Genomic DNA, 23,539 nt, shown 5'->3' with positions numbered 1-23,539 from the left:
GCCACGACCATACGCGTATTGGCAACCGATTGACAAGATCGGAGGCGCGCCTCTACCGTCGGGGGCGTTCCGGGCCGCGGAGACGTCGGCCCCCACCGCGACCGGGAGGACTGCCGTGACCAGGATCGGCGTGCAGGCGATGATGCTGAAGGACGCGTTCGCCTCGGCGGGCGCCTTCGCGACGCTCCGGGAGGTCCGAGCGATCGGCTACCGGTCGGTGGAGATCTCGCAGATCCCGCTGACGGCGGCCACCGTGGCCGAGCTGCAGCGGGCGCGGGACGAGCTCGGCGTGGAGATCGCGGCGATCTCGGCGGGCCTGGCACCGGGGGACTCCCCGGGCGCCGCGCTCGAGGGCGGGCTCGCCGGGATCGTCGCCGACGCCCGCGCGCTCGGCACGCGCACGGTCCGGATCGGCATGCTGCCCGCCTCCGCGGCGGCCTCGCCGGCCGCCCTGCTCGACTTCGCCGACCGCTCCCAGGCCGCCGCGGCGAGGCTCCGCGACGACGGGCTGCGGCTGCTGCTCCACAACCACCACCACGAGTTCGCGCGGCACGGCGGCCGCCTCCTGCTCGACGTCGTCGCCGACCGGGCTCCGCTGCTGGGGCTCGAGCTCGACGTGCACTGGGTGCAGCGGGGCGGGCTCGATCCCGTGACGACGCTGCGCCGGTACGGGGAGCGCGTCGCCCTGGTGCACCTGAAGGACTACCGGGTCGGGCCGCCCGCCGACATGTCCGGCGGGTGGTCCGTGCACGCCTTCACCTCGAACGTGCAGTTCGCCGAGGTGGGGGAGGGCAATCTCGACTTCCCGGGGATCATCGGGACGAGCCTCGCGCTCGGCGTCGACCACCTCCTCGTCGAGCAGGACGAGCGCTACGGGCGGAGCGCGCTCGACTGCCTGCGGACCTCGCACGCGAACCTCGTCGCGATGGGCTTCTCGGACCTGTTCTGAGGAGCGGCCGAGGCTCCTCGCCAGGGATCGGAGCGGCCCGTTCTCCACCGCTCAGGGGCCCGGGTCCCCGCCGCGTCGGGCGCGACGGCACGCTGGCTCTCCGTGCCCGACCAGTCCGTGGTCGAGTGGACCGAGGACGCCGCCCCGCACGCCGAGGAGGAGGAACGACGACCGGGAAGACGACTGCGAACGACGGCTCGACGGCCCTCGGCTACCCGCCCGCGTACGGCCGCCCCGCTCCGGCCACCCTCCGCCCGGTCGATCGGGGAGCTCCGTTCCGTCTTCGCATCCGGGCGCAGCCCCGGAGAAGAAGCAGCCGGATCCGCCGGGGTCCGCCTCCGCTCCGCGGAGCGGAGGACAATGGAGGGACCCCCAGCGAAGGAGACCACCGTGGATCAGCCGCGCATGAACGTCGAGTCGTTCAACCTCGACCACCGCACCGTCGCAGCGCCGTACGTGCGCCTCGCCGACGCGAAGACGCTGCCCGGAGGCGACCACCTCGTCAAGTACGACGTGCGCTTCACCCAGCCCAACCGCGGGCACCTCGAGATGCCCACCGTGCACTCGCTCGAGCACCTGTTCGCCGAGAAGTCCCGCAACCACTCCGACCGCGTGATCGACTTCTCGCCGATGGGCTGCCAGACCGGCTTCTACCTGCTCCTCTCGGGCGAGCCCGAGCTCTCCGAGGTGCTCGGCCTGGTCGAGGCGACGCTCCAGGACATCACCGAGGCCGACGAGGTCCCGGCCGCCAACGAGACCCAGTGCGGCTGGGGCGCCAACCACTCCCTCGAGGGGGCGCAGGAGGCGGCGCGCACGTTCCTCGCGCACCGCTCGGAGTGGGAGACGGTCACCGCGTGAGCACGGCGATCGTCCTGGTCGCGATGGACGAGGAGGCCGCGCCGTTCCTCGCCGCCGCGTCCAGCGCCTCCGAGCCGCGCGCCGTCGGCAACGCGCTGCAGTGGGAGCTCGAGCTCGACTCCCGCGCGGTGCTGCTCGTCCGCACCGGCATCGGCCTCGTCAACGCGGCCGGCGGTCTCACCGCAGCGATCCTGCGGGAGGGCGGCTCCCGGCCGCTCGTGGTGAGCGCGGGGACCGCCGGCGGCCTGGGCGCCGACGTCCGCGTGGGCGAGGTCGTGATCGGCGCCGAGTACGTGCAGACCGACGCCGATGCGCGGGCGTTCGGCTACGCGCTCGGGCAGGTCCCGGGGATGCCCGCCCGCTACTCCGGGGACGATGCGGCGCTCGCCGCGGAGCTCGAGCTGCTGGAGGGGCCGCCGGTGCGCCGCGGCCTGATCGTCTCGAGCGACGTCTTCGTCTCGAGCGCCCACGTGGACCGCGTGCGGAACGACTTCCCCGGCGCGCTCGCCACCGACATGGAGTCCGTCGCCCTCGCGCAGACGGCGCACGTGCACGGGCTGCCGTTCGTCTCGGTCCGCGGGATCTCGGACCTCTGCGCCCCCGGCGAGTTCGAGGCGCACGTCGACGACGCGGCCGATCGCTCCGTCGCCGTGGTGCGGGCGCTGCTGCGCGGGCTCGGCGACCGGGACTGATGGACGGGCGGCCCTCCGCGACAGCGCGGAAGGGCCGCCCGGCGGTCAGTCGTTGCCGACGTGCTGGTCGCCGGCCTCCTGGGCCTTGTCGACCTGGCCGGCGAACTTCCCGCCGGTCGCGGAGTCGGCGGCGTCGCCCGCCTTGTCGAGTCCCTTGTCGGTCAGCTCCTCGCCCTTGTCGCTGTTCACGGCGTTCTTCGCCTTGTCCGCGAGTCCTCCGAGATCCACCATGGGGTCGTTCCTTCCGTCGATGAGCGCCCGTCGAGCAACGGGCCGCCGCCAGTCTCCGCCGCTCGGCGAGGATCTGCGCGGGGTTGCGTCTCACGGCCGCGCCGAGGAGGATGCGCCTCCGGCCCGGCCCGTCAGCCCGCTGCGCCGAGCCCCGTCACCGCACCGGCGATCGCCGTCGTCTCCTCGCCGTCCGGCCAGCGCAGCCGCACGCCCGGCTCCGTGACGACGCTCCCCACCGCGGCCGTCGCGGTCCAGGGTGTGCCCATCCTCGACTCCCCCCGCCGGTCGGCGGTGATCATCGCGAAGCCGGGGAAGCAGCCGAGCCAGTCGGCGGTGCCGGCCGCCTCGGGGACGGGGACCGCCGCGAGGTCGATCACCGCTCCTCCTCCGCTGGCCTCGGCGAGCATGCCGACCGTCCCCACCAGCCCGGCCATGCTCACGTCCTTCGCCGCCCTCGGCCGCGCGAGTCCGACGGAGGCGGCCATCGCCCGGAGCTCCTCCGCGCGCCGGGACGACGTCGAGTCCCACTGGGCGCCCGCGAAGCCGGGCCGCCAGCCGCCGCCGAGGTCGGCCGTCAGCGAGAGCTCGTCGCCCGGAGCGGCGGCGCCCGGCACCGGCGCCGCGGTACGGCCGAGACCGGTGACGCTCAGGGCCGCCGGCACTCCGAGCTGGGTGTGCCCGCCGAGCACGGGGACGCCCCAGGCGGCGGAGGCGGCCCGCAGACCGCTCACGATGCGCGCGGCGGCGGCCGCGTCGCGAGCGCCGATCGCGTCCATCAGCCCGATGCCGGTCGCGCCCATCGCGGTGAGGTCGTTGACGTTGACCAGCACCGAGCACCACCCCGCCCACTCCGGGTGGCGCTCCACCATGGACGGGACGATCGCGTCGCAGACGGCGATCAGGTCACTGCCCGGGACCGGTGCTCCGTCGTCGCCGACGAAGCCGGCCCCACCGAGGCCCCCCTCGGCCGCCAGCGGAGCCAGAAGGGCGCCGAGGGCCGCCTTGGCCGCGGTGGCCGCCCGGTCGAGCCGGTCGACCGGCCAGCGCATCCGGGCGTGCTCGACTCGGGCGACGGTGCTCGTGCCGATCCTCCGCCAGCCGAGCCGCCGGAACAGCACCTCGTTGCGCAGCTGCACCGAGGCCTCGAAGCGGAGCACCCCGCGCGCCTCCGCCTCCGCGCAGGCCGCGCGCACGAGGGCGGCACCGATCCCGGAGCCGCCCCGCGCCTCGCGCGCCACCACCAGGCGGCTGCCGGTCCACCAGCCCAGATCGCGTCCGCCGCCGACAGGCGCGATCCGGACCCCGCCGAGCACCGCGCCGTCCGGAGCCACCGCGACGAGCACCACCGAGCGCGGATCGTCGTCGGCGTCGTCGTGGTCGTCGCCCGCGAACAGCCCCTGCTCGGCGACGAAGACCTCGCGCCGCAGGGCCCGGTGCGCGGCGAGCTCGCGCTCCTCCGCCCTCACCACCGTGAACGCAGGCGCGACCCGAACACCCTCGAGGATCGAGAGCTCCACCATCAGGCGCCGGCCGTCTTCAGGACGCCGCAGGCCCCGCACGCCGCGCAGCCCGCACTCTGGCCGCTGCTCAGCATCCCGGCCTCGATCAGGAGCGCGGCGACCTCGGCGCTGACCCGCTCCAGCAGTGACCCGGCCGGCGGGAGCACGTGGTCGACCTCGGTCGCCAGGGTCCCGCGCAGCGGACGGAAGGGCACCACGAAGGGGTAGACCCCCATCCCGATCAGCTCGCGGGCGCTCGTGACCAGCTCGTCCGGGTCCTCGCCGAGGCCCACCAGGAGGTAGGTCGAGACCTGGTTGCGGCCGAAGATCCGCACTGCCTCGCGCCACGCCCAGCGGTACTCGTCCAGGCTGACCCGCGCCTTGCCCGGGGTCCAGCGCTGCCGCACCGCGTCGTCCATCGACTCCACGTGGATGCCGATCGAGACGGCGCCCGCGTCCTTCAGCGCCTGCAGCGCCGAGACGTCGGAGGGCGGCTCGCACTGCACCTGGATCGGCAGCCCGGGGACCGCCGCGAGCACCGCGCGGACGCAGCGCGCGAGGTGGGCCGCTCCGCGGTCGCGGCCCTTGGAGGTGCCGGTGGTCATCACCATCTGGCGCACGCCGTCGAGGCGGACCGCCGCCTCCGCGACCTCGGCGAGCTGGGCCGGGGTCTTGACCGCGATGGTCGCACCGGCTTCGAGCGAGGCCTCGATCGCGCAGAAGCGGCAGCGCTCCGCCTCGTCGTAGCGCATGCAGGTCTGGACGACGGTGGTCGCGAGGATGTCACGGCCGTGCAGCCGGGCGATCTTCTCGTAGGAGACGCCGTCGGCGGTGTCGAGATCGTAGAAGCGCGGGCGGCGGACGGGAGTCACGTCCAGGCCGATGTCGGCGCCCTCGAGCAGGAGGCGGTTCCCGCTCACCACGTAGGGGCTGTCGGGGTTCACCGGGATCGCGGCGCCCAGGCCGCCGAGCATCACGTGCCCGTCGTCGCTCGGGCCGGCGCCGGCCTCGCGGTGCACCGGTGCCTCGACGCGGATGCCCTGCAGGGCGATGTCGACGCGAGTGCGGAGGGCGGAGGGGCCGGTGCGGCGGATCCCGGTCGAGTGCGCCCCTCCCGGGGAGTGCGCCCCGCCGACCGGGTGCGGGCCGGCGGCCGGGTGCGCCGCACCGGTTGCCGGCGGCGAGGACGCGGGGGAGGGACTGCGGAGATCGGTCACGAGGACTCCTTCGTGGCACCGCGGAGCGGGCCGGACGGGCCGCGCACAGCGGCGGCCGGGATGTCGGTGCGGTCGTCTCACCCCCCAGTCAAGGCGCCTCGTGTTTCGCCCTCGTGACGGGAGGAACGCGGTCTCGTTACGGATCCGCCGTCACGGGAGCTTCTTCCGGTGGAAACCACTCCGAAACATCCCGGCCGTTGACTGGACGCGTTCCACTCCGCACCACTGCTCCACCCCGGCGGACGTCGTCCCGCGTCGTCTCAGCGCATCCCGCCGGAGCCATGCACTCGCACGCCGCTTCGGCGGACCGACACCAGGAGGAACCATGTCCGTCTCCCAGGAGATCGAAGACCAGGTCAGCGCCAACATCGAGATGTCGCGCTCCGAGATCGCCCACCCGGCGCTCCCGAAGGGCAGCAACCTCTACGGCTCCACCAAGGTCTTCCCCGACTACCAGGCCGAGCCCGGGGAGTCGTACCTGACCCTCGTGCACGGCATCGCCCACGAGTCCTCGGTCAGCTTCGTCGCAGTGCTCCAGGCCACCCGCGCGGCGCGGAAGGGCTACGAGTCCGCGCTCTACTTCTACGGGCCCGGCACCATCAACGCGATGGCCACCCGCGGCTTCCCGACGGTCGGCGACTCCGGATTCCCCGGCGAGCAGAACCTCAACAACGCCATCGAGACCTTCATCCAGGAGGGGAACCGCGTCTTCGTCTGCCGGTTCGGCATGGCGCTCCACGGCCTCCGCGAGGAGGACCTGATCGAGGGCTGCATCCCCTGCCACCCGCTCGACGTGCAGGACGCGCTCATCCACTACGCCCGCAAGGGCGCGATCATCAACTCCACCTACAACCTGTAGGCGATCGCGATGACCCTCGTCGGATCGGTCGCGGCGAACTTCACCCGCGACCTGGATCAGAACTACGCGCTCATCGCCTCCCTGGCCGAGGAGGCCCGCGAGAGGGGAGTGCGCTTCCTGGTGCTCCCCGAGGCCGCGATCGGCGGCTACCTCTCCTCGCTCGGCAACCACGGCGACACGGTCGCCACCACCCGCCGCTCCCTCCCGCCGGCGGTGCGCCTGGACGGGCCGGAGCTGCGGCGGGTGCAGGAGATCGTCGGCGACCTGGTGGTGGCGATCGGCTTCTGCGAGCTCGACGACGACGGCGAGACCCGCTACAACGCGGCCGCGCTCCTGGACGGCGGGCAGGTCTACGGCAGCTACCGGAAGGTGCACCAGCCGCTGGGCGAGCACCTCTCGTACTCGCCGGGCCCGGGCTACGGCACCTTCGAGACGCCGGTCGGCCGGGTGGGCCTGCAGATCTGCTACGACAAGGCGTTCCCCGAGGCGGCGCGGTCGATGGCGCTGGACGGCGCCGAGATCATCGCCTCGCTCTCGGCGTGGCCGGCCGCTCGGACGGCGACGGCCGAGAACCTGCAGGAGGACCGCTGGACGTACCGGTTCAATCAGTTCGACATCGCCCGCGCCCTCGACAACCAGGTGTTCTGGCTCGCCTCGAACCAGTCGGGGACCTTCGGCTCGCTCCGCTACGTCGGGAACGCGAAGGTCGTCGATCCCGGCGGCAACGTGCTCGCGACGACGCTGCTCGGAGCAGGCATGGCCGTCGCCGACATCGACGTGTGCGGCGCCTTCGAGGCGATGCGCGGCGGGATGTTCCACCTGCGCGACCGGCGGCCCGGCGCCTACGACATCGACCGGGTCTGGAACGGAGGACTCGTCCATGCCTGAGATGACCTTCCACGTCCGCTGGCCGGACGGCTCGGAGGAGCGCTGCTACTCGCCGAGCCTGGTCGTGCACGAGTTCCTCGGGACCGGGACCGCCTATTCGCTCGAGGACTTCGTCGCCCGTTCGAGTGAGGCGCTGCGCATCGCGTCGGACCGGGTGCGGGAGCGGTTCGGGTTCGCCTGCACCTCCGCGATGCAGCAGGAGTCCGACATCCTCCGCACGGCGCAGCGCTTCGAGGGCGGCACGGTCAGGGTGCTCGCGATGGAGCCGCCCGCTCCGGCCGGGCAGCGGGTGCGGCCGTGAGCGCCGCTATCGAGCCCGGGCGCCACGTCGAGGTCGCGGTGGTCGGAGGCGGGCAGGCCGGGCTCTCGATCAGCCGGCACCTGGTCGACGACGGCATCGAGCACGTCGTGCTCGAGCGCGCGACCATCGGCCACGACTGGATCGACCGCCGCTGGGACGCCTTCACCCTCGTCACGCCGAACTGGCAGTGCCGCCTCCCCGGGTACCCTTACGACGGGCCGGACCCGGACGGATTCATGACGCGCGACGAGGTGCACGCGTGGGTGCGCCGCTACGCGCAGAGCTTCGACGCCCCCGTGGTCGAGGGCGTGGAGGTGAGCCGGCTCCGCGAGCGCGCCGGGGGAGGGTTCGAGCTGATCACGAGCGCGGGCGCGATCACGGCCGACCAGGTCGTCGTGGCGACCGGCGGCTACCACCGCCCGGTCCTCCCCGCCGTCGCCGCGCGGCTGCCGTCGGACGTGCTGCAGCTCCACTCCGCCGACTACCGCTCGCCGGAGGCGCTCCCGCCCGGCGGCGTGCTCGTCGTCGGCTCCGGGCAGTCGGGCGCGCAGATCGCCGAGGACCTCTTCCTCGCCGGGCGCGAGGTCCACCTCGCCCTCGGCAGCGCGCCGCGGGTGGCGCGCTTCTACCGGGGCCGCGACTGCGTCGCCTGGCTCCAGGACATGGGCGTGTACGACGTGCCCGTCCACGCGCAGGTCGGCGGGCTCACCAAGCGGGAGTCGACCAACCACTACGTGACGGGGCGCGGGGGCGGGCGGGACATCGACCTGCGCGCCTTCGCCCGCGACGGGATGCACCTCTACGGCCGACTGGCCGGGGTGGAGGGGTCCCGGCTGCGCTTCGCCCCCACGGCGGAGGCGTCGCTCGACTACGCGGACTCGGTCGCGGAGTCGATCAAGGACGACATCGACCGCTACATCGCGGCGCACGGCATCGACGCTCCCGAGGAGGACCGCTGCCGTCCGGTCTGGCGGCCGGAGTCCGAGGCGACCGGGCTCGACCTCGCGCGCATCGGCAGCGTCGTCTGGGCGGTCGGGTTCCGCTCCGACTATCGCTGGGTCGAGATCGGCGTGTTCGACGGCGCCGGCCATCCCACCCACCAGCGCGGAGTGACGAGCGTGCCGGGCCTGTCGTTCCTCGGGCTGCCGTGGCTGCACACCTGGGGGTCCGGCCGCTTCGAGGCGATCGCCCGCGATGCGGGGCACCTGGCGGAGGAGGTCCGGCGAGTGCGCGAGGCGGGGCGCTTCGCTCGGGAGCGCGAGCCGGATCTCGCCGGATAGCCTCCTCGCATGACGGAGACGGTGATGGGTGCGGTCGCAGCGCACTTCGGTCGCGACATCGACCGCACCCTCGCCAAGCTCGCCGGCATCATCGCTCACGCCCGCGAGCGCTCGGTCGACCTGCTCGTGCTCCCGGACGCGACCCTCGGCGGCTACCTGCTCGACCTCCAGCACCCCGGGCCGGACCTGCCGCCGAGCCTCGAGCTCGATGGGCCGGAGGTCGCCCGCGTGGCCGAGCTGGCGGGCGATCTCACCGTGTGCTTCGGGATCGCGGAGCGCGCGCTCGAGGGCGGTCGCGAGGTCCGCTACGACACCGCGGTCTGCGTGCACGGCGGGCGCTTGATCGGCACGCACCGCAAGGTCCACCTGCCGCTGGGCGAGTCCGAGGCGTACCTGCCGGGTCGCGGCTTCGCCGCCTTCGACTCGCCGATCGGGAGGATGGGGATGCTGATCGACTTCGACAAGACCTTCCCGGAGTCCTCGCGCTCGCTGGCCCTCGACGGCGCGGAGGTGCTGGCCTGCCTCAGCGCGTGGCCCGCGAGCGTGACCGACCGCTCCGATCGGATCCGCAACGACCGCCAGGCCCACCTGTTCGATCTCTACGACTGCGCCCGCGCCGCCGAGAACCAGGTCTACCTCGTCTCCTCGAACCAGACCGGCGTGCTCGGCGGCCTGCGGTTCCTCGGGCAGGCGAAGGTCGTGGATCCGGCGGGAGAGATCATCGCGAAGACCTGGGCGAAGGGCGGGCTCGCGCTCGCCTCCGCTGACGTCGCCGGCTCCGTCGCCCGCGCCCGCCGCACGATGCACCACCTCCGCGACCGCGCGGAGCACGCCTACCGGAGCTGAGATGCGGATCTGCCTGCTGACCTACTCCACCCGGCCGCGCGGCGGGGTGGTGCACACCCTCGCCCTCGCCGAGGCGCTCGCGCGCGCCGGACACGACGTCACGGTGCGCACGCTCGCCCGGGGCGGCGACGACTCCTTCTTCCGCCCCGTCGATCCGTGCGTGACCGTGCGGGTGGTGCCCTTTCCGCACCGCGAGGGCGAGCCGGTCGGCGCCCGCATCGTCCGGTCCATCGCCGCGATGGCCGAGGCCCTGCGGGGCGAGGACGCCCCGGTCGTCCACGCGCAGGATTGCATCTCGGCCAACGCGGCGCTCGCCGCCGGACTCGCGCCGATCCGCACGATCCACCACCTGGACGACTTCACCACCCCGGAGCTGCGCGCCTGCCACGACCGCGCCGTCCGGCTCCCCCTGACCCGGCTGTGCGTGTCCGCTGCGGTCGCCGAGGAGGTGCGCGCCGGCTGGGGGCTGCTGCCCGACGTGATCCCGAACGGTGTCGACGCGGCGCGGTTCGCGGCCGCCGTCGACGATCCGCTGACCGGGGGGTGGCGGGCCGAGCTCGGCCCGTACCTCCTCGCCCTCGGCGGCATCGAGCCGCGGAAGGGCAGCATCGAGCTGCTCGAGGCGTGGGCTCTGCTGCGCGAGCGCGGCCACGACGTCGCGCTGGTGTTCGGCGGCGGCGAGACCCTGTTCGACTACCGCGAGTACCGGGCCGCCTTCGACCGGAGGGCGGCCGAGCTCGGGATCGCTCCGGTGATCCTCGGCACCGTTCCGGAGGAGAGGCTCGCTCCGCTCGTCGCCGGCGCCTCCGCGCTGGGCTTCGTCTCGGTGAAGGAGGGGTTCGGGCTGGCGGCGATGGAGGCGCTCGCCGCGGGGGTGCCGGTCGTGGCGCGGGAGCTGCCGGTGATCCACGAGGTGTTCGGGGACGCGGTTCGCTACGGGCGGGACCCCGCCTCCTTCGCCGACGCGCTGGAGGAGGCCCTGACGCTGCCCTCGCCGGACGGCCGGGCCCTGGCCGCCTCGCACTCCTGGGACGACGTCGCGGCCGCGCATCTGCGGTTCTACGAGCGGGTGCTCGACGGCTCGGTTCAGAGCTCAGGAGGAACTCCTCCGGACGGGCCGGGATCCGCGCGAGCAGGCGTGCCCGGATGACTCCGTCCTGCCGCCTGGACACGATCGGGCGCCGCCGGTGACCCGCCGGTCGATCTCGCGCATCGTCACCGGTCTCGCCGACGCCGATCCCGACCGGATCGTCGCCGTGGCCGACGAGGGCGCGCTGACGGCGGGGGAGCTCGACCGCGAGAGCACCCGCCTCGCCCGCGCCTACCGTGATCTCGGCGTCCGGACCGACGACCTCGTCACCGTCTCGCTCTCGAACGCGCTGGACGCGCTCGTCGTCTGCGCGGCGGTCTGGAAGGCGGGCGCCGTGCCGCAGCCGGTCTCGACCGGGCTGTCGGCGGCGGAGCGCGCCGAGGTGGAGCGGATCGCGCGGCCGGCGCTCGTCATCGGCGCGCCCTCCTCCTCCGCTGTCCCGTGGCGCGCGGGCGACTGGCGGCCCGGGCCGGAGGTGCCGGCCGGCTCGCTCGAGGACCGGTGGGCCTCGTCCTGGAAGGCGCCCACCTCCTCCGGCAGCACGGGGCGGCCGAAGGTGGTGCTGGCCGCGGGCCCGGCGCTGCTGGATCCGGACGCGCCGGTCGCGCCGTTCCTGCCGCGCGAGGGCGTGCAGCTGGTGAGCGGCCCGCTGATGCACTCGGCGACCTTCACCTACGCCTTCCGCGGGCTGATGACCGGGCAGCGCCTGGTGCTGCTGCCGCGGTTCGACGCCGCCCGGGTCCTCGCGGCGATCGAGGAGCACCGCGTCACCTGGACCCTGCTCGTCCCGACCACGATCCGCCGCCTGCTGGCTGCGCCCGAGCGGTCGGGGGCGGACGTGTCCTCGCTCGCGACGGTGCTGCACCTCGGAGCGCCCTGCGCGCCCGCCGACAAGCGGGCGCTGATCGGCTGGCTCGGCCCGGAGCGGGTGGTCGAGGTCTATGCGGGCAGCGAGTCGAACGGACTGACGATGATCACGGGCCGGGAGTGGCTGGAGCACCCGGGCAGTGTCGGACGGCCGATCAGCGGGACGACCCTGCGCATCCTGCGGGAGGACGGCACGGAGGCTCCGACCGGCGAGCTCGGCCGCATCTGGCTGCACCGCGGCGAGGCCCCCGCCTACCGCTACCTCGGCGCGGGCTCGCGGCGGACGGAGGAGGGCTGGGACACCCTCGGCGACGTCGGCCGCGTCGACGGGGACGGGTGGCTCTGGGTGGTCGACCGCGCCGACGATCTGATCCTCCGGGGCGGAGCGAGCGTCTGGCCGGCCGAGGTCGAGCGGGTGCTGGAGGCCCTGCCCGGAGTCCGCGGGGCGGTCGCCTTCGGCGTGCCGGACACGGAGCTGGGGCAGGCGGTGGAGGCGGTCGTCGACGTGGGCGACGCGGGCGTGGACCCGGCCGGTCTGCTCGCTCGGGCGAACGCCGAGCTGGGCGCTGAGCGGCGCCTCCGGGCCCTCCGGATCGTGCACGAGCCCGTTCGGAGCGACGCGGGCAAGGTCCGTCGCTCCGCGCTCGCCCCCGTGGCGCAGACGCTCGGGACCCACCGTTCCGCCGGCACCCCGGATGGGCCAGAGTAGGCCCTGCGCCCCCGCGCACCGACCCCAGGGAGACCCGATGAAGTACATGCTGATCATGCGCGCGACCGATGCGGCGAAGGAGGCATACGCCTCGATCCCGTTCGACGAGATCATCACCCGGATGGGGCAGTACAACGAGGCGATGATCGAGGCGGGCGTGCTGCTCTCGGGCGACGGCCTGGCCGACGACATCGCCTCCTCCGGCTTCGTGGTCGACTTCTCCTCCGAGCCGCCGACCGTCGTCGACGGCGCCTACGGCCCGACCGAGTCGCTCTTCAACGGCTTCTGGATCATCGGGGTCGACTCGAAGGAGCAGGCCCGCGAGTGGGCGCTGCGCTGCCCGCTGGTGCCCGGCAACCGCCTCGAGGTGCGCCGGATCACCGACGAGAGCGACTTCGCGGAGTTCGCCGACAACGAGTACGTGCAGAAGGAGGCCGGCTGGCGCGAGGACGAGGCGGCGCGGGCCTCCGGGGACTGACGCGGCGGCGGGCGTCACGCCTCCGTGACGACGCCCGCCTCGACGTGCCAGTGCCGCGTCAGCTGCACCGTCTCGAGCATCCGCCGGTCGTGGGTGACCAGCAGCAGCGTGCCCTCGTACGCCTCGAGCGCCTCCTCCAGCTGCTCGATGGCGACGAGGTCGAGGTGGTTGGTCGGCTCGTCGAGCACCAGGAGGTTCGTGCCGCGGGCCTGGAGGAGCGCCAGGGCGGCCCGCGTCCGCTCGCCCGGCGAGAGCTCGCCGACGCGGCGGCCGACGTGGTCGGCCTTCAGCCCGAATTTCGCCAGCAGGGTGCGGACCTCGGCGGTCGGCCACTCGGGCACCAGCGCCTCGAACGCGTCCGCGAGCGGCACCTCAGCGGCGAGCATCTCGCGGGCCTGATCGATCTCGCCGATCGCCACGCTCGCTCCGAGGGAGGCGCCGCCCTCCTCCGGCTCGGCGCGGCCGAGGAGGAGCGACAGCAGCGTCGACTTGCCGGCGCCGTTGGGCCCGGTGATGCCGATCCGGTCGCCCGCGTCGACCTGGAGCGACACCGGCCCGAGCGTGAAGGCGCCGCGGCGGGCGACCGCGCCGTTCAGCGTCGAGACGACCGAGCTCGAGCGCGGGGCGCTGCCGATCGTGAAGGCGAGCTGCCACTCCTTGCGCGGCTCCTCGACCTCCTCGAGCCGCGCGATCCGGCTCTCCATCTGGCGCACCTTCTGCGCCTGCTTCTCGCTCGACTCCGCCGAGGCCTTGCGGCGGATCTTGTCGTTGTCGGGGGCCTTCTTCATCGCGTTGCGCACGCCCTGGCTCGACCACTCCCGCTGGGTGCGGGCGCGGGAGACCAGGTCGGCCTTCTGCTCGGCGAAGTCCTCGTACTTCTCGCGGCGCTGGCGGCGCGCGGTCTCGCGCTCCTCCAGGAACGCGTCGTAGCCGCCTCCGTAGACCCGGTTGGTGCCCTGCGCGAGATCGAGCTCGAGCACGCGGGTGACGCTGCGGGCGAGGAACTCGCGATCGTGGCTCACGAGGACCGCGCCGCCGCGGAGCCCGCGGACGAAGGCCTCCAGGCGCTCCAGGCCGTCGAGGTCGAGGTCGTTGGTCGGCTCGTCGAGCAGCACCACGTCGAAGCGCGAGAGCAGCAGTGCCGCGAGGCCGACCCGCGCCGCCTGCCCGCCGGAGAGGGAGGTCATCGTCGAGGAGGCGGCCGCGGCGCCGAGCGACAGGCCCAGGTCGGCCAGGACGACCGGGGTGCGCTCGTCGAGGTCGGCCGCGCCGCTCGCGAGCCAGCGGTCGAGAGCGAGGGCGTACCGGTCCGCGATCGAGCCGTCGGGATCGGGGTCGGCCAGGGCGGCGGCGGCGGCGTCGAGCTCGGCGGAGGCCTCGGCGCAGCCGGTGCGGCGCGCGATGTAGCCGGCGACGGTCTCGCCCTCGCGGCGCTCGTGCTCCTGCGGCAGCCAGCCGACGAAGGCGTCGCCCGGCGAGAGCACGACGGAGCCCTCGAGCGGAGCCGTCTCGCCCGCGAGGATGCGCAGGAGCGTCGACTTGCCGGCTCCGTTCGCCCCGACGACGCCCACCACGTCCCCGGGGGCGACCGTCAGGTCGAGTCCGTCGAACAGGGTGCGGTGCGCATAGCCTCCGGAGAGGCCCTTGGCGACGAGGGTGGCGGTCACCGGTCCAGCGTAGGCGCGGGCGACTCGCTAGACGGCCTGGTGATCAGCCGGTCTAGGATGTTCGGATGAGCGACACGAGCCTGCGGAGCGGCGCCGGGTACTGGTACCCGGACGAGTCGTCCACCCGCCGCGCTGTCGAGGTGCTGAGCGCCATGCGCACGTACCGCGTCTCCGAGGTCTCGATGCGCCGCCGCACGCGCGAGCGGATGGCGATGGGCGAGACGGACCTGATCGCCATCCAGTACCTGCTCCGCCAGCAGCGCAAGGGCGAGCTGGTGACCGGCAAGGACCTGGCCTCGCACCTCTCCATCTCGTCCGCGTCGACCACGGTCCTCATCGACCGCCTGGTCCGCAGCGGCCACCTCGTGCGCAAGCCCAACCCGACCGACCGGCGCGGGATCGTCGTGGAGGCGACCGTCGACAGCGACGACGAGGTGCGCGCCACGCTCCAGGAGATGCACCGCCGGATGCTCGAGATCGCCGAGGACCTGGACGCACCCGAGGCCGAGGTCGTCGTCAACTTCCTCCGCCGGATGAGCGCGGCCGTCGACGAGATCGACTCGGAGCACGGCGACGGGCACGATACGGACGAAGCGGACGACGCGGAACCCTCCGCAGCCAAATAGCTAGACGGACTAGTAATAAGCCGAGGGGCCTATAGTCTGGCGGCATGGGTCAATTCCTCTACGGCACTCCTCCCGCCGTCATCGAGATCGAGGACCGGACCCTGGCCCACCTCCAGATCGTGATCTACGCGAAGTTCCGCCGCGACGAGCGCTTCAGCCTCACCCTCGACTCGATGCCCGAGGGCGCGCGGGGCCGCCACTCCTTCTGGATGAACCCGAACATCGCCCTGCAGTTCCACTTCGCGGGGAGCCGGCAGCCGACGATCAACCCGACCTGGGTCGAGCTCCTGATGGACGCGGCGAACAGCGGCGGCGGGCTGCGCCTGCTCACCGAGCCCCCGTCCTGACCCGGTCCCGGTGAGGCCGACCCGGCCCCGGCGACCGCGGAGCTCCCTGCACGACGGTGGATCAGCAGCACCGGCCTCCTGCGACAGCGCACGTGCCCCCGGCCGCCCCGTCTCCTAGGGTGGAGCGGGCGCCGCGGGGCGTGCGGAGGGCGGGGGACATGCGCAGGACGGTCATCGGAGCAACGGCACTGGCCGGTGTGCTCGCGCTCGCGGGGTGCTCGGCGCCCGCTCCGGCTCCGACGGTGACGGTCACCGTGTTCGCCACGGCGACGCCGACTCCGGTACCGGACCCGACCGTCACGGCGGCGCTCCCGCAGGCGACGGCCACGGTCTTCGCGCCGGTCCCCGAGGCGACGGTCACCTTCACGCCGAACGCGACACCGGACATCCCCGAGACCGCCTTCGCGGTCGACAACGGCGCGGTTCCCGGGGCGAACGGCGAGCCGACCCGCGACGGGGAGGGGGACATCGTGAGCTACACCGTGGTGCAGGGCGACACGTTCTTCGACATCGCGCAGCGCTTCGGGATCCCGGTGCAGCAGCTGCTCCGGATGAACCCGACGATCGCCGGAGCCGGCGAGGCGGTCTACATCAATGCAGTCATCAACCTCGACGCGAGCACGCTGGGCTGAGCGGAGCGGCGAGCCGCGGAGGCGGCCGCCCGGAGCGACCCGGCTACTGCGACTTCGGCAGGACGTGGAACGCGACGGCGAGCGATCCCGAGATCATCAGGATGCCGCCGACGAAGAGGAATCCGGCGATGTCGGGCAGCAGGAACGAGTTGCCGAGAACGAGGATCCCGCCGAGGAACAGCACGAACGAGAGGACGACGCCCAGACCAGTCATGCCCTCATCGTACGCAGGTCACGGGAGCAGGAGGTCCGCGAGCTCCTCGGCGCCGGACACCAGCGCGATCGTCCCGACCGCCTCGAGCGGCGATCCGTAGCCCCACTCGACCATGATCGTCGGCACGCCGTGGGCGGCGGCGCCCTGCACGTCGTGCTCGCGGTCGCCCACCATCACCGGCGCCGAGAGGTCGACGCCGAGCTCGCGGAGCCGGCGCAGCGCCTCCTCCACGACGTCGGCCTTGGCGCTGCGGACCTCGTCCTCGGAGGCGCCGCAGATCACCGTGAAGTACTGCGCCAGTCCGTAGTGCTCGAGGATGCGCGTGGCCGCCGACTCCGGCTTGGAGGTCGCGAGCGAGAGCGGCACGCCGGCCTCGGCGATGCGCGCGAGCACCTCGGGCAGCCCCGGGTAGACCGAGGAGTCGAACAGCCCGCCCGCGTTGTAGCGGCGGCGGTAGACCACGAGCGCGGCCTGCGCCTCCTCGACGGTCATCCCGCCGAGCTCGCGGAACGCCTCGAGCAGCGGAGGGCCGACGTAGGCCAGCAGCTCGGCCGGAGCGGGCACGGGGCGGCCCAGCTCGACGAAGGTCTCGACGAGGGTGCCGGTGATGCCGGGGGCCGAGTCGGTGATCGTGCCGTCGAGGTCGAACAGGATGCAGGACCAGGTGCCGGCTCGCGCGTCGAGGCCGGTGGCGGCGAGGGTCGTGTCGGACATGGCGGGCTCCTGACCTCGGAGGACGGGGTGACGCCGGCGCTGCCCCGCCGGGGGCCACACTCTACGGCCGTTCGGCGTCCAGAGCCCGTTCGACGAACGAACGGGTGACGACCTGGGCGATCGAGCCGGGGTCGAGCTGCACGGCGACGAAGTCGGCGGTGCGGATCAGCGCGAAGGCCTCGCGTCCGGGGAGGACCAGCATCTGCACCCGCGGATGCTGCTGCCGGGGGACCGCGGTGCGCACCTCGTCCGTGGAGGTGAACAGCGGCAGGACCTGCTCCCCGGTGGTCGTCGCGACGGTGCGGACGTGCGGCACGCCTCCGGGCTGGGAGCCCGTGACGTCGACCACGAGGGAGCCGTCGAGGCAGGCCTCGAGCAGCCGGTCGACGGCCTCGGCGGTGGGAGCGGCGACGAGCGCCTCCAGTGCTTCCCGAGCCTCCGCATTGCGGTACGGACCGGGTCGCGCCGGGCGTGCAGGGGGTCCGCCTCGTCGTGCCATGGCTCCACGCTAACGAAGACCGGGGCGTGATCGGAATCGCCGGGACCGGTTCCCGGGAATGCGCGCGATCGGTGTCCGGAATCGTTACGGCCGTCTGCGGACACCGTGTCCTCTATTCGACGGCTGGTGGCGAACAGCTCGATTCAGCCGTGATTGCCTCCGCTTATCCTGAACATTCCCCTCGACATGGCGCGAGAAAGGGACGAATGGCGCCATTCATGGCGCACTCGATTGTGAAAGGGGGTAATGTCTCTCCCGGTCCGGGTCGAGACAGTCCGGTCCCGCGAACTCCAGGAGGAAAAGTGGCCCAGAAGATCACGCTTGTCGACGATATCGACGGAACCCTTATCGATTCCGGTGACGGCGGTACCGTCCGCTTCAGCATCGAGGGCGCCAACTACGAGATCGATCTCGGCCCCGACAACATCGCCGAGCTCCACTCGGCGCTCGAGAAGTTCGTCTCGAGCGCCCGCCGTGTCGGCTCGCGCCCCGCGGCCGCCACGAGCGTCGCGACCGCCTCCAAGAGCGACCCCAAGCAGCTCAAGGCCATCCGCGAGTGGGCGAACGCCAACGGCCACCCCGTCTCCGACCGCGGACGCATCCCCTCCGAGGTCCAGGCCGCCTACCAGGCCGCCCACAAGTAGCGGCCGCCGGGCTCTCGGCCCGGTGAGACGCCGCATTCCCGGGCCTCGCGCCCGGTGAGCGGAAGGCCCCCGTGATCCGATCGCGGGGGCCTTCGCCGTGCCTGTCGCCGCGACTTCGCCGTGCCTGTCGCCGTGCCTGTCAGAACAGGCGGGTGTGGGAGTCGTCGGTGCCGCGCATGGCCTCGTAGTCGAGCACCACGCAACGGATTCCGCGGTCCTCGGCGAGAGTCCGCGCCTGCGGCTTGATCTCCTGAGCGGCGAAGACTCCCGTCACCGGGAAGAGGTGCGGATCGCGATTCATCAGCTCGAGATAGCGGGTGAGCTGCTCCACTCCGTCGATCTCGCCGCGGCGCTTGATCTCGACGGCGACGGCGGCTCCCGAGGAATCGCGGGCGAGGATGTCGACCGGGCCGATCGCGGTCATGTACTCGCGCCGGACGAGAGTGTGCCCCTCTCCGAGGAGGCCGATCTGCTCGGCGAGAAGGCGCTGGAGATGCGACTCCACTCCGTCCTTCACGAGTCCCGGATCGACGCCGAGCTCGTGCGCCGAATCGTGCAGCACCTCGTGGATCGAGACGACGAGAGCGTCGCCGGTCTTGCGGTGCGCGACGGTCCACTGCTGCGTCACTCCCGCGGCGCGCGCCTCCTCGTCGGGCTCGCCCGTGATCAGCGTGCAGGGCGGGCTCATCCAGTTCAGCGGCTTGTAGGAGCCGCCGTCGGAGTGGATGAGGACGCTCCCGTCGGCCTTGACGAGCAGGAGGCGGGTGGCGAGCGGGAGGTGGGCGCTGAGACGGCCGGTGTAGTCGACGGAGCAGCGCGCGATGACGAGACGCACCCGTCGAGGATAGACGGCGCGGCTCCGGCGGGCTCCCGGCTCAGCGCGCGGCGACGGGAGGCCGGCGGCCGAGCGGAGGAGCGGGCGGCGGCACCGAGAGCGAGGCGCGCAGCGCGACCGCGAACTCGGCCGGCGCCTCCGCCCACGGGTGGTGGCCGCTCGACTCGATGACGGCCAGGCTCGCCTGCGGCAGGAGCGCGGTGAGCGCCTCCAGAGCGGCGACGCCCGTCACCGGATCGTCCTCGCCGCCGAGGACGACGGCGGGGCAGTCGAGGCGCTGCAGAGCGTCGCGGATCGCCGCGGTGTCGTCGGAGCCGGCGGGAGTCGTGTGACCGGCCGCCCGGTCGTCGATCCCGAGCCAGGCGGTGCCGGGGGCGATCAGGAGCAGGTGGGCGATGCGCTCGGGCGCGTCCACGGCGGCGAGCAGGACGGCGCGGCATCCGGAGTCGTGCGCGGCGAGATCGAGCTCGTCGACGCCGAGGTGACGGCGCAGGTCCTCCACGTCGGCGGCCGTCGTGGCCGGGGGAGCGGGAGGCAGCTCCGCGGAGCCGCCCACTCCGCGCGGGTGCAGCACGAGGACGCGGCGCGTGCAGGCGATCGAGGCGAACGAGCCGAGGTAGGAGGGGTGGCGCTCCGGCTCGCCGGGGACGACCACCAGGGGCCGCCCCTGACCGGCTCCGTGCTCGTCGACGTGGAGCAGGGCGCCGTCGCGCGCTCGGTACCGCATCCGCTCCCCCTCCGCCGCCGTCCTGGGAAGCCTAGGGGGAGGCGCGTCGGGGCGCCCGGGCCGCACGGGGGCTTGCGGCGGCGGCGGTCAGCTCCGCCGGCTGCGGGCGGCGGGGGAGGCGAGCCCCGCCACGACCACCAGGGCCAGAACCAGGAAGAGGGCGTTCAGCAGGCCGTAGTGCTCGCCGAGGAAGCCGATCGCCGGCGGTCCGACCAGGAACGCGACGTAGCCGAGCATCGCCACCGCGCTGACGCGGGCGGCCGAGTGCGGCCCCTCCGCCGCGGCCGACATGCCCACCGGGAAGCCGAGCGAGCAGCCCAGACCCCAGGCGACCGCGCCGACGACGACGAGCGCGTCGACCGGGGCGAGGATGAACAGCAGGATGCCGACGATCGCGAGCCCGGCGGAGGCGCGCAGCACCGGGACGCGGCCGAAGCGGTCGAGCACGGGTCCGCCGATCACGCGTCCGACCGTCATGGCGGCGACGAACACGCCGAACACGACGGCGGCGGTCGTCTTGTCGGTGCCGTGGCCGTCGACCATCGCCAGGGTCAGCCAGTCGTTCGCGGAGCCCTCGGCGAAGGCCATGCCCAGCATGATCAGGCCGATGAGGACGAGGCGGCCGTCGCGCCAGACGCCGAGGGAGGCGGCGACGCGCTCGCGGACCGGCGGCTTCACCGTGGTCGCCGCGCCGGAGGTGTCGAGCTCCTCGCGGACCGGGACGAAGCGGATCGCGATCACCGCGGTCACGGCGATCACCACGGCGATCGCGCCGAGGTGGACGGCGACGGGCACGGCCAGGGCGGAGGCGCCCGCGCCGATCAGTGCGCCGGCCACGGTGCCGAGGCTGAAGAAGGCGTGGAACAGCGGCAGGAGCGTCTTGCCGAAGGCCTTCTCGTTGGCCGCTCCCTCGACGTTCATCATCACGTCGACGGCTCCGTTGCCGAAGCCGAGCATCGCCATGCCGGCGAAGGCCGCGGGGAGGACGCCGATGACGTCGGCCGAGACGCCCAGCACCGCGAGGCCCGCCGCCGAGACGGTGAGGCCGAGCGCCATGCCGCGCCGGGCGCCGATCGCGCCCATGACCGGCGTCGAGAACGCGAGTCCGACGATCGCGCCGATCGACATCGAGAGGATCAGCAGGCCCACTCCGGCGGTCGAGAGCTGGAGCTCGTCGCGGATGGCGGGGGTGCGCGAGACCCAGGTGGCGATCGAGATCCCGCTGAGGACGAAGATCGTGAAGACGGCGTTGCGCCAGGCGACCAGCTGCGGGCGCGTGAGCGCGGACGTCGAGGTCATGGCGGTTCTCCTGGTGCGGGCGGGATCCGGACACCGGATCGAGAGGCACGGTCGAATCGATTCGAAGCGAGCCGGTCTAAGCTATCCGGAACCCCGGGGACGGTCAACCGACGACGAGCGCGCCGCCCCCACGAGGAGGAACGTGGAACCCCGCAAGAGCCCCCGGCCGACGCTCGCCCGCGTCGCGAGCCGGGCCGGAGTGTCCCCCTCCACCGCCTCGCTGGTCTTCAGTGGCTCCGGCCCCGTCTCGGAGGCCACGAAGGAGCGGGTGCTGCGCGCGGCGTCCGAGCTCGACTACGCCGGCCCCGACCCGCGGGCGCGCTCGCTCCGCCGCGGCCGCTCGGGGATCGTGGGGGTCGTCGTGGACGAGCGGATGCTGCACGCGTTCCGCGACCCGATCAAGATCGCCATGCTCGACGGGATCGCCGACGTGCTCGGCGGGGTCGACGCCGGGATCCTGCTGCTCACCGAGACCGGCGACGGCGCGGGCCTGCTGGCGACGGCCCCGGTCGACGCGATGATCCTGGTCGGCTGCAGCCCGTCGGTCGACGACTCCGTCGCCGTGCTGCGTCGCCGGGGGGTGCCGGTCGTCGTGGTCGAGGGCCTCTCGGAGCTGGGCGGCGCCGTGATCTCGCTCGACAACCGCGAGGCCAGCCGCACCCTCGCGGAGCACCTGCGCGAGCTCGGCCACGAGCGGGTCGCGGTGGTCTCGCTCCCGTTCGCGAAGGACCGGCGCCGCGGCGCGATCCCGCCCGGCTGGCGCTCGAGCCCCAGCATCACTCCGGTCGACCGCCTCCTCGGCGTGCAGGACGTCTTCCCGGACGCGTCGGTCGTCGCCGCCGCGGCGAGCTCGGTCGACGAGGGCGTCGCCGCGGGCCGCACGCTGCTCGAGGGGGCGGAGCCGCCGACCGCGGTCGTCGCGCAGAGCGATCTGCTGGCCGCGGGCGTGATCCTCGCGGCGGAGGAGCGCGGGCTGCGCGTGCCCGAGGACCTCTCGGTGGTCGGCTTCGACGGCGTGCAGGTGCCCGGTCTCGCGGCCGAGTACGACCTCACGACGATGGCCCAGCCCGCGGTCGAGAAGGGCCGTGCGGCGGGACGGGCCGCGGTCGCGCTCCTGGCCGACGAGGAGGCGGAGGCGGTCTGCTTCCACGCCGTCCTCCACCGCGGGAACACCAGCGCACCGCCGCGCTGACCGGAGTTGTCCACAGGCTTCTCCACAGGGGAGGAGTGCGGTCAGCGGAGCCAGACGTCGCTGCGGACCCGGAGCCCGAGGGTGACCGCGCGGGCGCCGAGGAAGCCGACGGCGAAGGCGAGCCAGAGCGCGAGGAGGCGCCATTCGGCGGGCGCGGCGGGGGCGAGCAGGGCGAGCGGGACGAAGACGGCGAGGTTCGCGAGGCCGCTGAGCGCCAGGTAGCGGCCGTCGCCGGCGCCGATCAGCACGCCGTCGAGCACGAAGACGTAGCCGCCGAGCGGAGCGGTGAGGCCCACGACCGCGATCGCCGCGGGCAGCAGCCGCAGCACCTCCGGGTCGCTCGAGAAGACGTACGGCAGGACACCGCTCAGACCGGTGACCAGCGCTCCGAGCACTACTCCCGCACCGATTCCCCAGGTCACACAGCGTTTCGTGACGGCTCGGGCCTGCTCGGCGTCGCCCGCGCCGAGGAGGCGGCCCAGCAGAGCCTGCGCGGCGATCGCCACCGCGTCGAGGGCGAAGGCGACCGTCGAGAACAGCGTCATCGCCACCTGGAAGGCGCCCAGCTCCTCCGCCCCGAGCGAGGTGGCGGTCGCGACCGCGAGCAGGATCGCCGCGCGCAGGCTCGCGGTGCGCAGGAGCATCCAGCCGCCGGATCCCGCGGAGGAGGCCAGGCCCGCGAGGTGCGGCCGCAGCGGCGCGCCGACCCGCCGGGCGAGCCGCAGCGCGACTCCCGCGTAGGCCGCGAGCATGGCCCACTGCGCGATCACCGTCCCCAGCGCGGAGCCGGTTATCCCCAGGCCGGCCGGGTAGATCAGCACAGCGTTGAGAGCGGCGTTGAGGGCGAATCCGCCGGCGGCGATCACCAGCGGAGTGCGGGTGTCCTGGAAGCCGCGGAGGAGCCCGGTGAGCGCGAAGACGCCGAGCATGGAGGGGATCCCGGCCATGCTCACCGCCAGGTACCGCACGCCCGCCTCGGCCACCGCCGGCTCCGCGCCGAAGAGCGCCACGACGGCCGGAGCGGTCAGCGCGCCCACCACGGCGATGCCGGCGCCGAGGACCAGGGCCAGCCAGCCGCCGTCGATCCCGGCCGCCACGGCCCTCCGCTCGTCGCCCTCGCCGAGGGCCCGGCCGACCCGCGGAGTGGTGCTGTACGCGAGGAAGACCATCAGGCCGACGATCGTCTGCAGCACCGTGCCGCCCAGCGCGAGCCCGGCGAGCGGGACGGCGCCGAGATGGCCGACCAGGGCGGAGTCGGTGAGCAGGAACAGCGGCTCGGCGACCAGCGAGCCCAGCGCCGGGACGGCGAGCCGGAGGATGCTGCGGTCGAGGGCGGAGGTCACCGCTCGACGCTAGCGGCTGCCGCAGCTCCGGGACGG

General features: G+C 73.7%; 27 protein-coding genes. 16 read left to right on the top strand and 11 right to left on the bottom strand.

The genetic code is table 11. The features are described 5' to 3' along the window. Nucleotides 1-115 precede the first annotated feature (115 nt). The 3 genes from C5D36_RS01860 (at nucleotide 116) to mtnN (ending at nucleotide 2,499) form a co-directional block, all read left to right on the top strand. Nucleotides 116-949, top strand: coding sequence for a sugar phosphate isomerase/epimerase (locus tag C5D36_RS01860; RefSeq protein ID WP_258062838.1), 834 nt, complete (start codon nucleotides 116-118; stop codon nucleotides 947-949). A 405-nt stretch (nucleotides 950-1,354) separates the two neighbouring features. Continuing rightward, entirely contained in the window at nucleotides 1,355-1,807 is a 453-nt protein-coding gene (locus tag C5D36_RS01855) for an S-ribosylhomocysteine lyase (RefSeq protein ID WP_104222722.1), read from the top strand. Beyond that, a complete protein-coding gene (gene mtnN / locus C5D36_RS01850; RefSeq protein WP_258059322.1) occupies nucleotides 1,804-2,499 on the top strand; it encodes a 5'-methylthioadenosine/S-adenosylhomocysteine nucleosidase in 696 nt (231 codons plus the stop codon). The genes C5D36_RS01855 and mtnN overlap by 4 nt, the downstream gene beginning before the upstream one ends. 45 nt (nucleotides 2,500-2,544) lie before the next feature. On the opposite strand, the gene C5D36_RS01845 is transcribed toward mtnN, so the two are convergent. The 3 genes from C5D36_RS01845 to C5D36_RS01835 all read right to left on the bottom strand — a co-directional run bounded on the left by C5D36_RS01845 (nucleotide 2,545) and on the right by C5D36_RS01835 (nucleotide 5,446). Then, the gene (locus C5D36_RS01845) at nucleotides 2,545-2,730 is read right to left on the bottom strand and encodes an antitoxin (protein WP_104222638.1); all 186 of its coding nucleotides are present in this window, start codon (nucleotides 2,728-2,730) and stop codon (nucleotides 2,545-2,547) included. Nucleotides 2,731-2,861: 131 nt separating this feature from the next. Beyond that, nucleotides 2,862-4,250 carry an MSMEG_0567/sll0787 family protein gene (locus C5D36_RS01840; protein WP_104250269.1) on the bottom strand — a complete coding sequence of 463 codons (1,389 nt, stop codon included), beginning with the start codon at nucleotides 4,248-4,250 and terminating at the stop codon, nucleotides 2,862-2,864. After that, nucleotides 4,250-5,446, bottom strand: a complete 1,197-nt coding sequence (locus C5D36_RS01835) for an MSMEG_0568 family radical SAM protein (RefSeq protein WP_258059779.1) — start codon at nucleotides 5,444-5,446, stop codon at nucleotides 4,250-4,252. The genes C5D36_RS01840 and C5D36_RS01835 overlap by 1 nt, the downstream gene beginning before the upstream one ends. Before the next feature lie 325 nt (nucleotides 5,447-5,771). Here C5D36_RS01835 and C5D36_RS01830 point away from each other — a divergent pair, with 325 nt between their 5' ends. The 8 genes from C5D36_RS01830 to C5D36_RS01795 are packed head-to-tail and all read left to right on the top strand — an operon-like array spanning nucleotide 5,772 to nucleotide 12,764. Beyond that, nucleotides 5,772-6,305 carry an MSMEG_0572/Sll0783 family nitrogen starvation response protein gene (locus C5D36_RS01830; RefSeq protein WP_104222636.1) on the top strand — a complete coding sequence of 178 codons (534 nt, stop codon included), beginning with the start codon at nucleotides 5,772-5,774 and terminating at the stop codon, nucleotides 6,303-6,305. A gap of 9 nt (nucleotides 6,306-6,314) precedes the next feature. Further along, the gene (locus tag C5D36_RS01825) at nucleotides 6,315-7,193 is read left to right on the top strand and encodes a carbon-nitrogen hydrolase family protein (RefSeq protein ID WP_104295066.1); all 879 of its coding nucleotides are present in this window, start codon (nucleotides 6,315-6,317) and stop codon (nucleotides 7,191-7,193) included. After that, on the top strand, nucleotides 7,186-7,494 hold the full coding sequence (locus tag C5D36_RS01820; protein WP_104222634.1) for an MSMEG_0570 family nitrogen starvation response protein: 309 nt from the start codon (nucleotides 7,186-7,188) through the stop codon (nucleotides 7,492-7,494). Before C5D36_RS01825 ends, C5D36_RS01820 begins: the two co-directional genes overlap by 8 nt. Continuing rightward, nucleotides 7,491-8,774, top strand: a complete 1,284-nt coding sequence (locus C5D36_RS01815) for an MSMEG_0569 family flavin-dependent oxidoreductase (protein ID WP_219812201.1) — start codon at nucleotides 7,491-7,493, stop codon at nucleotides 8,772-8,774. The genes C5D36_RS01820 and C5D36_RS01815 overlap by 4 nt, the downstream gene beginning before the upstream one ends. Nucleotides 8,775-8,783: 9 nt before the next feature. Then, nucleotides 8,784-9,620, top strand: a complete 837-nt coding sequence (locus tag C5D36_RS01810; RefSeq protein ID WP_104250272.1) for a carbon-nitrogen hydrolase family protein — start codon at nucleotides 8,784-8,786, stop codon at nucleotides 9,618-9,620. Between the two features lies 1 nt (nucleotide 9,621). After that, on the top strand, nucleotides 9,622-10,770 hold the full coding sequence (locus tag C5D36_RS01805; RefSeq protein ID WP_104222632.1) for an MSMEG_0565 family glycosyltransferase: 1,149 nt from the start codon (nucleotides 9,622-9,624) through the stop codon (nucleotides 10,768-10,770). Nucleotides 10,771-10,807: 37 nt separating this feature from the next. Beyond that, nucleotides 10,808-12,286, top strand: a complete 1,479-nt coding sequence (locus C5D36_RS01800) for an AMP-binding protein (protein WP_104295065.1) — start codon at nucleotides 10,808-10,810, stop codon at nucleotides 12,284-12,286. 37 nt (nucleotides 12,287-12,323) lie between these two features. After that, nucleotides 12,324-12,764: a YciI family protein gene (locus C5D36_RS01795; RefSeq protein ID WP_104295064.1), complete on the top strand. Its 441-nt coding sequence runs from the start codon at nucleotides 12,324-12,326 to the stop codon at nucleotides 12,762-12,764. A 14-nt stretch (nucleotides 12,765-12,778) separates the two neighbouring features. Here the strand turns inward: C5D36_RS01795 and C5D36_RS01790 are convergent, their stop codons facing one another. Beyond that, the gene (locus C5D36_RS01790) at nucleotides 12,779-14,431 is read right to left on the bottom strand and encodes an ABC-F family ATP-binding cassette domain-containing protein (protein ID WP_104295063.1); all 1,653 of its coding nucleotides are present in this window, start codon (nucleotides 14,429-14,431) and stop codon (nucleotides 12,779-12,781) included. A gap of 65 nt (nucleotides 14,432-14,496) precedes the next feature. Between C5D36_RS01790 and C5D36_RS01785 the strand changes: the two genes are divergently transcribed. The 3 genes from C5D36_RS01785 to C5D36_RS01775 all read left to right on the top strand — a co-directional run bounded on the left by C5D36_RS01785 (nucleotide 14,497) and on the right by C5D36_RS01775 (nucleotide 16,036). Then, the gene (locus tag C5D36_RS01785; RefSeq protein WP_104295062.1) at nucleotides 14,497-15,057 is read left to right on the top strand and encodes a MarR family winged helix-turn-helix transcriptional regulator; all 561 of its coding nucleotides are present in this window, start codon (nucleotides 14,497-14,499) and stop codon (nucleotides 15,055-15,057) included. 44 nt (nucleotides 15,058-15,101) lie between these two features. Then, nucleotides 15,102-15,404 (top strand): hypothetical protein, encoded by a 303-nt coding sequence (locus tag C5D36_RS01780; RefSeq protein ID WP_068250131.1) that lies wholly within the window; start codon nucleotides 15,102-15,104, stop codon nucleotides 15,402-15,404. Between the two features lie 158 nt (nucleotides 15,405-15,562). Next, nucleotides 15,563-16,036, top strand: coding sequence for a LysM domain-containing protein (locus tag C5D36_RS01775; protein WP_104222627.1), 474 nt, complete (start codon nucleotides 15,563-15,565; stop codon nucleotides 16,034-16,036). 43 nt (nucleotides 16,037-16,079) lie between these two features. Here the strand turns inward: C5D36_RS01775 and C5D36_RS16720 are convergent, their stop codons facing one another. From C5D36_RS16720 to C5D36_RS01765, 3 genes are all read right to left on the bottom strand, one after another. Continuing rightward, entirely contained in the window at nucleotides 16,080-16,250 is a 171-nt protein-coding gene (locus C5D36_RS16720) for a hypothetical protein (protein WP_159911733.1), read from the bottom strand. 18 nt (nucleotides 16,251-16,268) lie between these two features. Then, nucleotides 16,269-16,964 carry an HAD hydrolase-like protein gene (locus C5D36_RS01770; protein ID WP_104222626.1) on the bottom strand — a complete coding sequence of 232 codons (696 nt, stop codon included), beginning with the start codon at nucleotides 16,962-16,964 and terminating at the stop codon, nucleotides 16,269-16,271. Nucleotides 16,965-17,025: 61 nt separating this feature from the next. After that, entirely contained in the window at nucleotides 17,026-17,463 is a 438-nt protein-coding gene (locus C5D36_RS01765; protein ID WP_104222625.1) for an SseB family protein, read from the bottom strand. A gap of 302 nt (nucleotides 17,464-17,765) precedes the next feature. Between C5D36_RS01765 and C5D36_RS01760 the strand changes: the two genes are divergently transcribed. Next, on the top strand, nucleotides 17,766-18,107 hold the full coding sequence (locus C5D36_RS01760) for an Lsr2 family protein (protein ID WP_104222624.1): 342 nt from the start codon (nucleotides 17,766-17,768) through the stop codon (nucleotides 18,105-18,107). Nucleotides 18,108-18,246: 139 nt separating this feature from the next. Here the strand turns inward: C5D36_RS01760 and nucS are convergent, their stop codons facing one another. The 3 genes from nucS to C5D36_RS01745 form a co-directional block, all read right to left on the bottom strand. Next, entirely contained in the window at nucleotides 18,247-18,942 is a 696-nt protein-coding gene (nucS, locus tag C5D36_RS01755) for an endonuclease NucS (protein WP_104222623.1), read from the bottom strand. A gap of 40 nt (nucleotides 18,943-18,982) precedes the next feature. Then, the gene (locus tag C5D36_RS01750) at nucleotides 18,983-19,669 is read right to left on the bottom strand and encodes an alpha/beta fold hydrolase (RefSeq protein WP_104295060.1); all 687 of its coding nucleotides are present in this window, start codon (nucleotides 19,667-19,669) and stop codon (nucleotides 18,983-18,985) included. Between the two features lie 87 nt (nucleotides 19,670-19,756). Next, nucleotides 19,757-20,968: an MFS transporter gene (locus C5D36_RS01745; protein ID WP_104225755.1), complete on the bottom strand. Its 1,212-nt coding sequence runs from the start codon at nucleotides 20,966-20,968 to the stop codon at nucleotides 19,757-19,759. A gap of 142 nt (nucleotides 20,969-21,110) precedes the next feature. Between C5D36_RS01745 and C5D36_RS01740 the strand changes: the two genes are divergently transcribed. Beyond that, nucleotides 21,111-22,160 carry a LacI family DNA-binding transcriptional regulator gene (locus C5D36_RS01740; RefSeq protein WP_258062837.1) on the top strand — a complete coding sequence of 350 codons (1,050 nt, stop codon included), beginning with the start codon at nucleotides 21,111-21,113 and terminating at the stop codon, nucleotides 22,158-22,160. A 41-nt stretch (nucleotides 22,161-22,201) separates the two neighbouring features. On the opposite strand, the gene C5D36_RS01735 is transcribed toward C5D36_RS01740, so the two are convergent. After that, a complete protein-coding gene (locus C5D36_RS01735; RefSeq protein WP_104295059.1) occupies nucleotides 22,202-23,503 on the bottom strand; it encodes an MATE family efflux transporter in 1,302 nt (433 codons plus the stop codon). Nucleotides 23,504-23,539: the final 36 nt, after the last annotated feature.

Source organism: Rathayibacter sp. AY1C6 (assembly GCF_002931535.1).
Lineage (GTDB): Bacteria > Actinomycetota > Actinomycetes > Actinomycetales > Microbacteriaceae > Rathayibacter.
The sequence above is the reverse complement of the archived record's forward strand: the minus strand, read 5'-3'. Positions and strand labels throughout refer to the sequence as shown.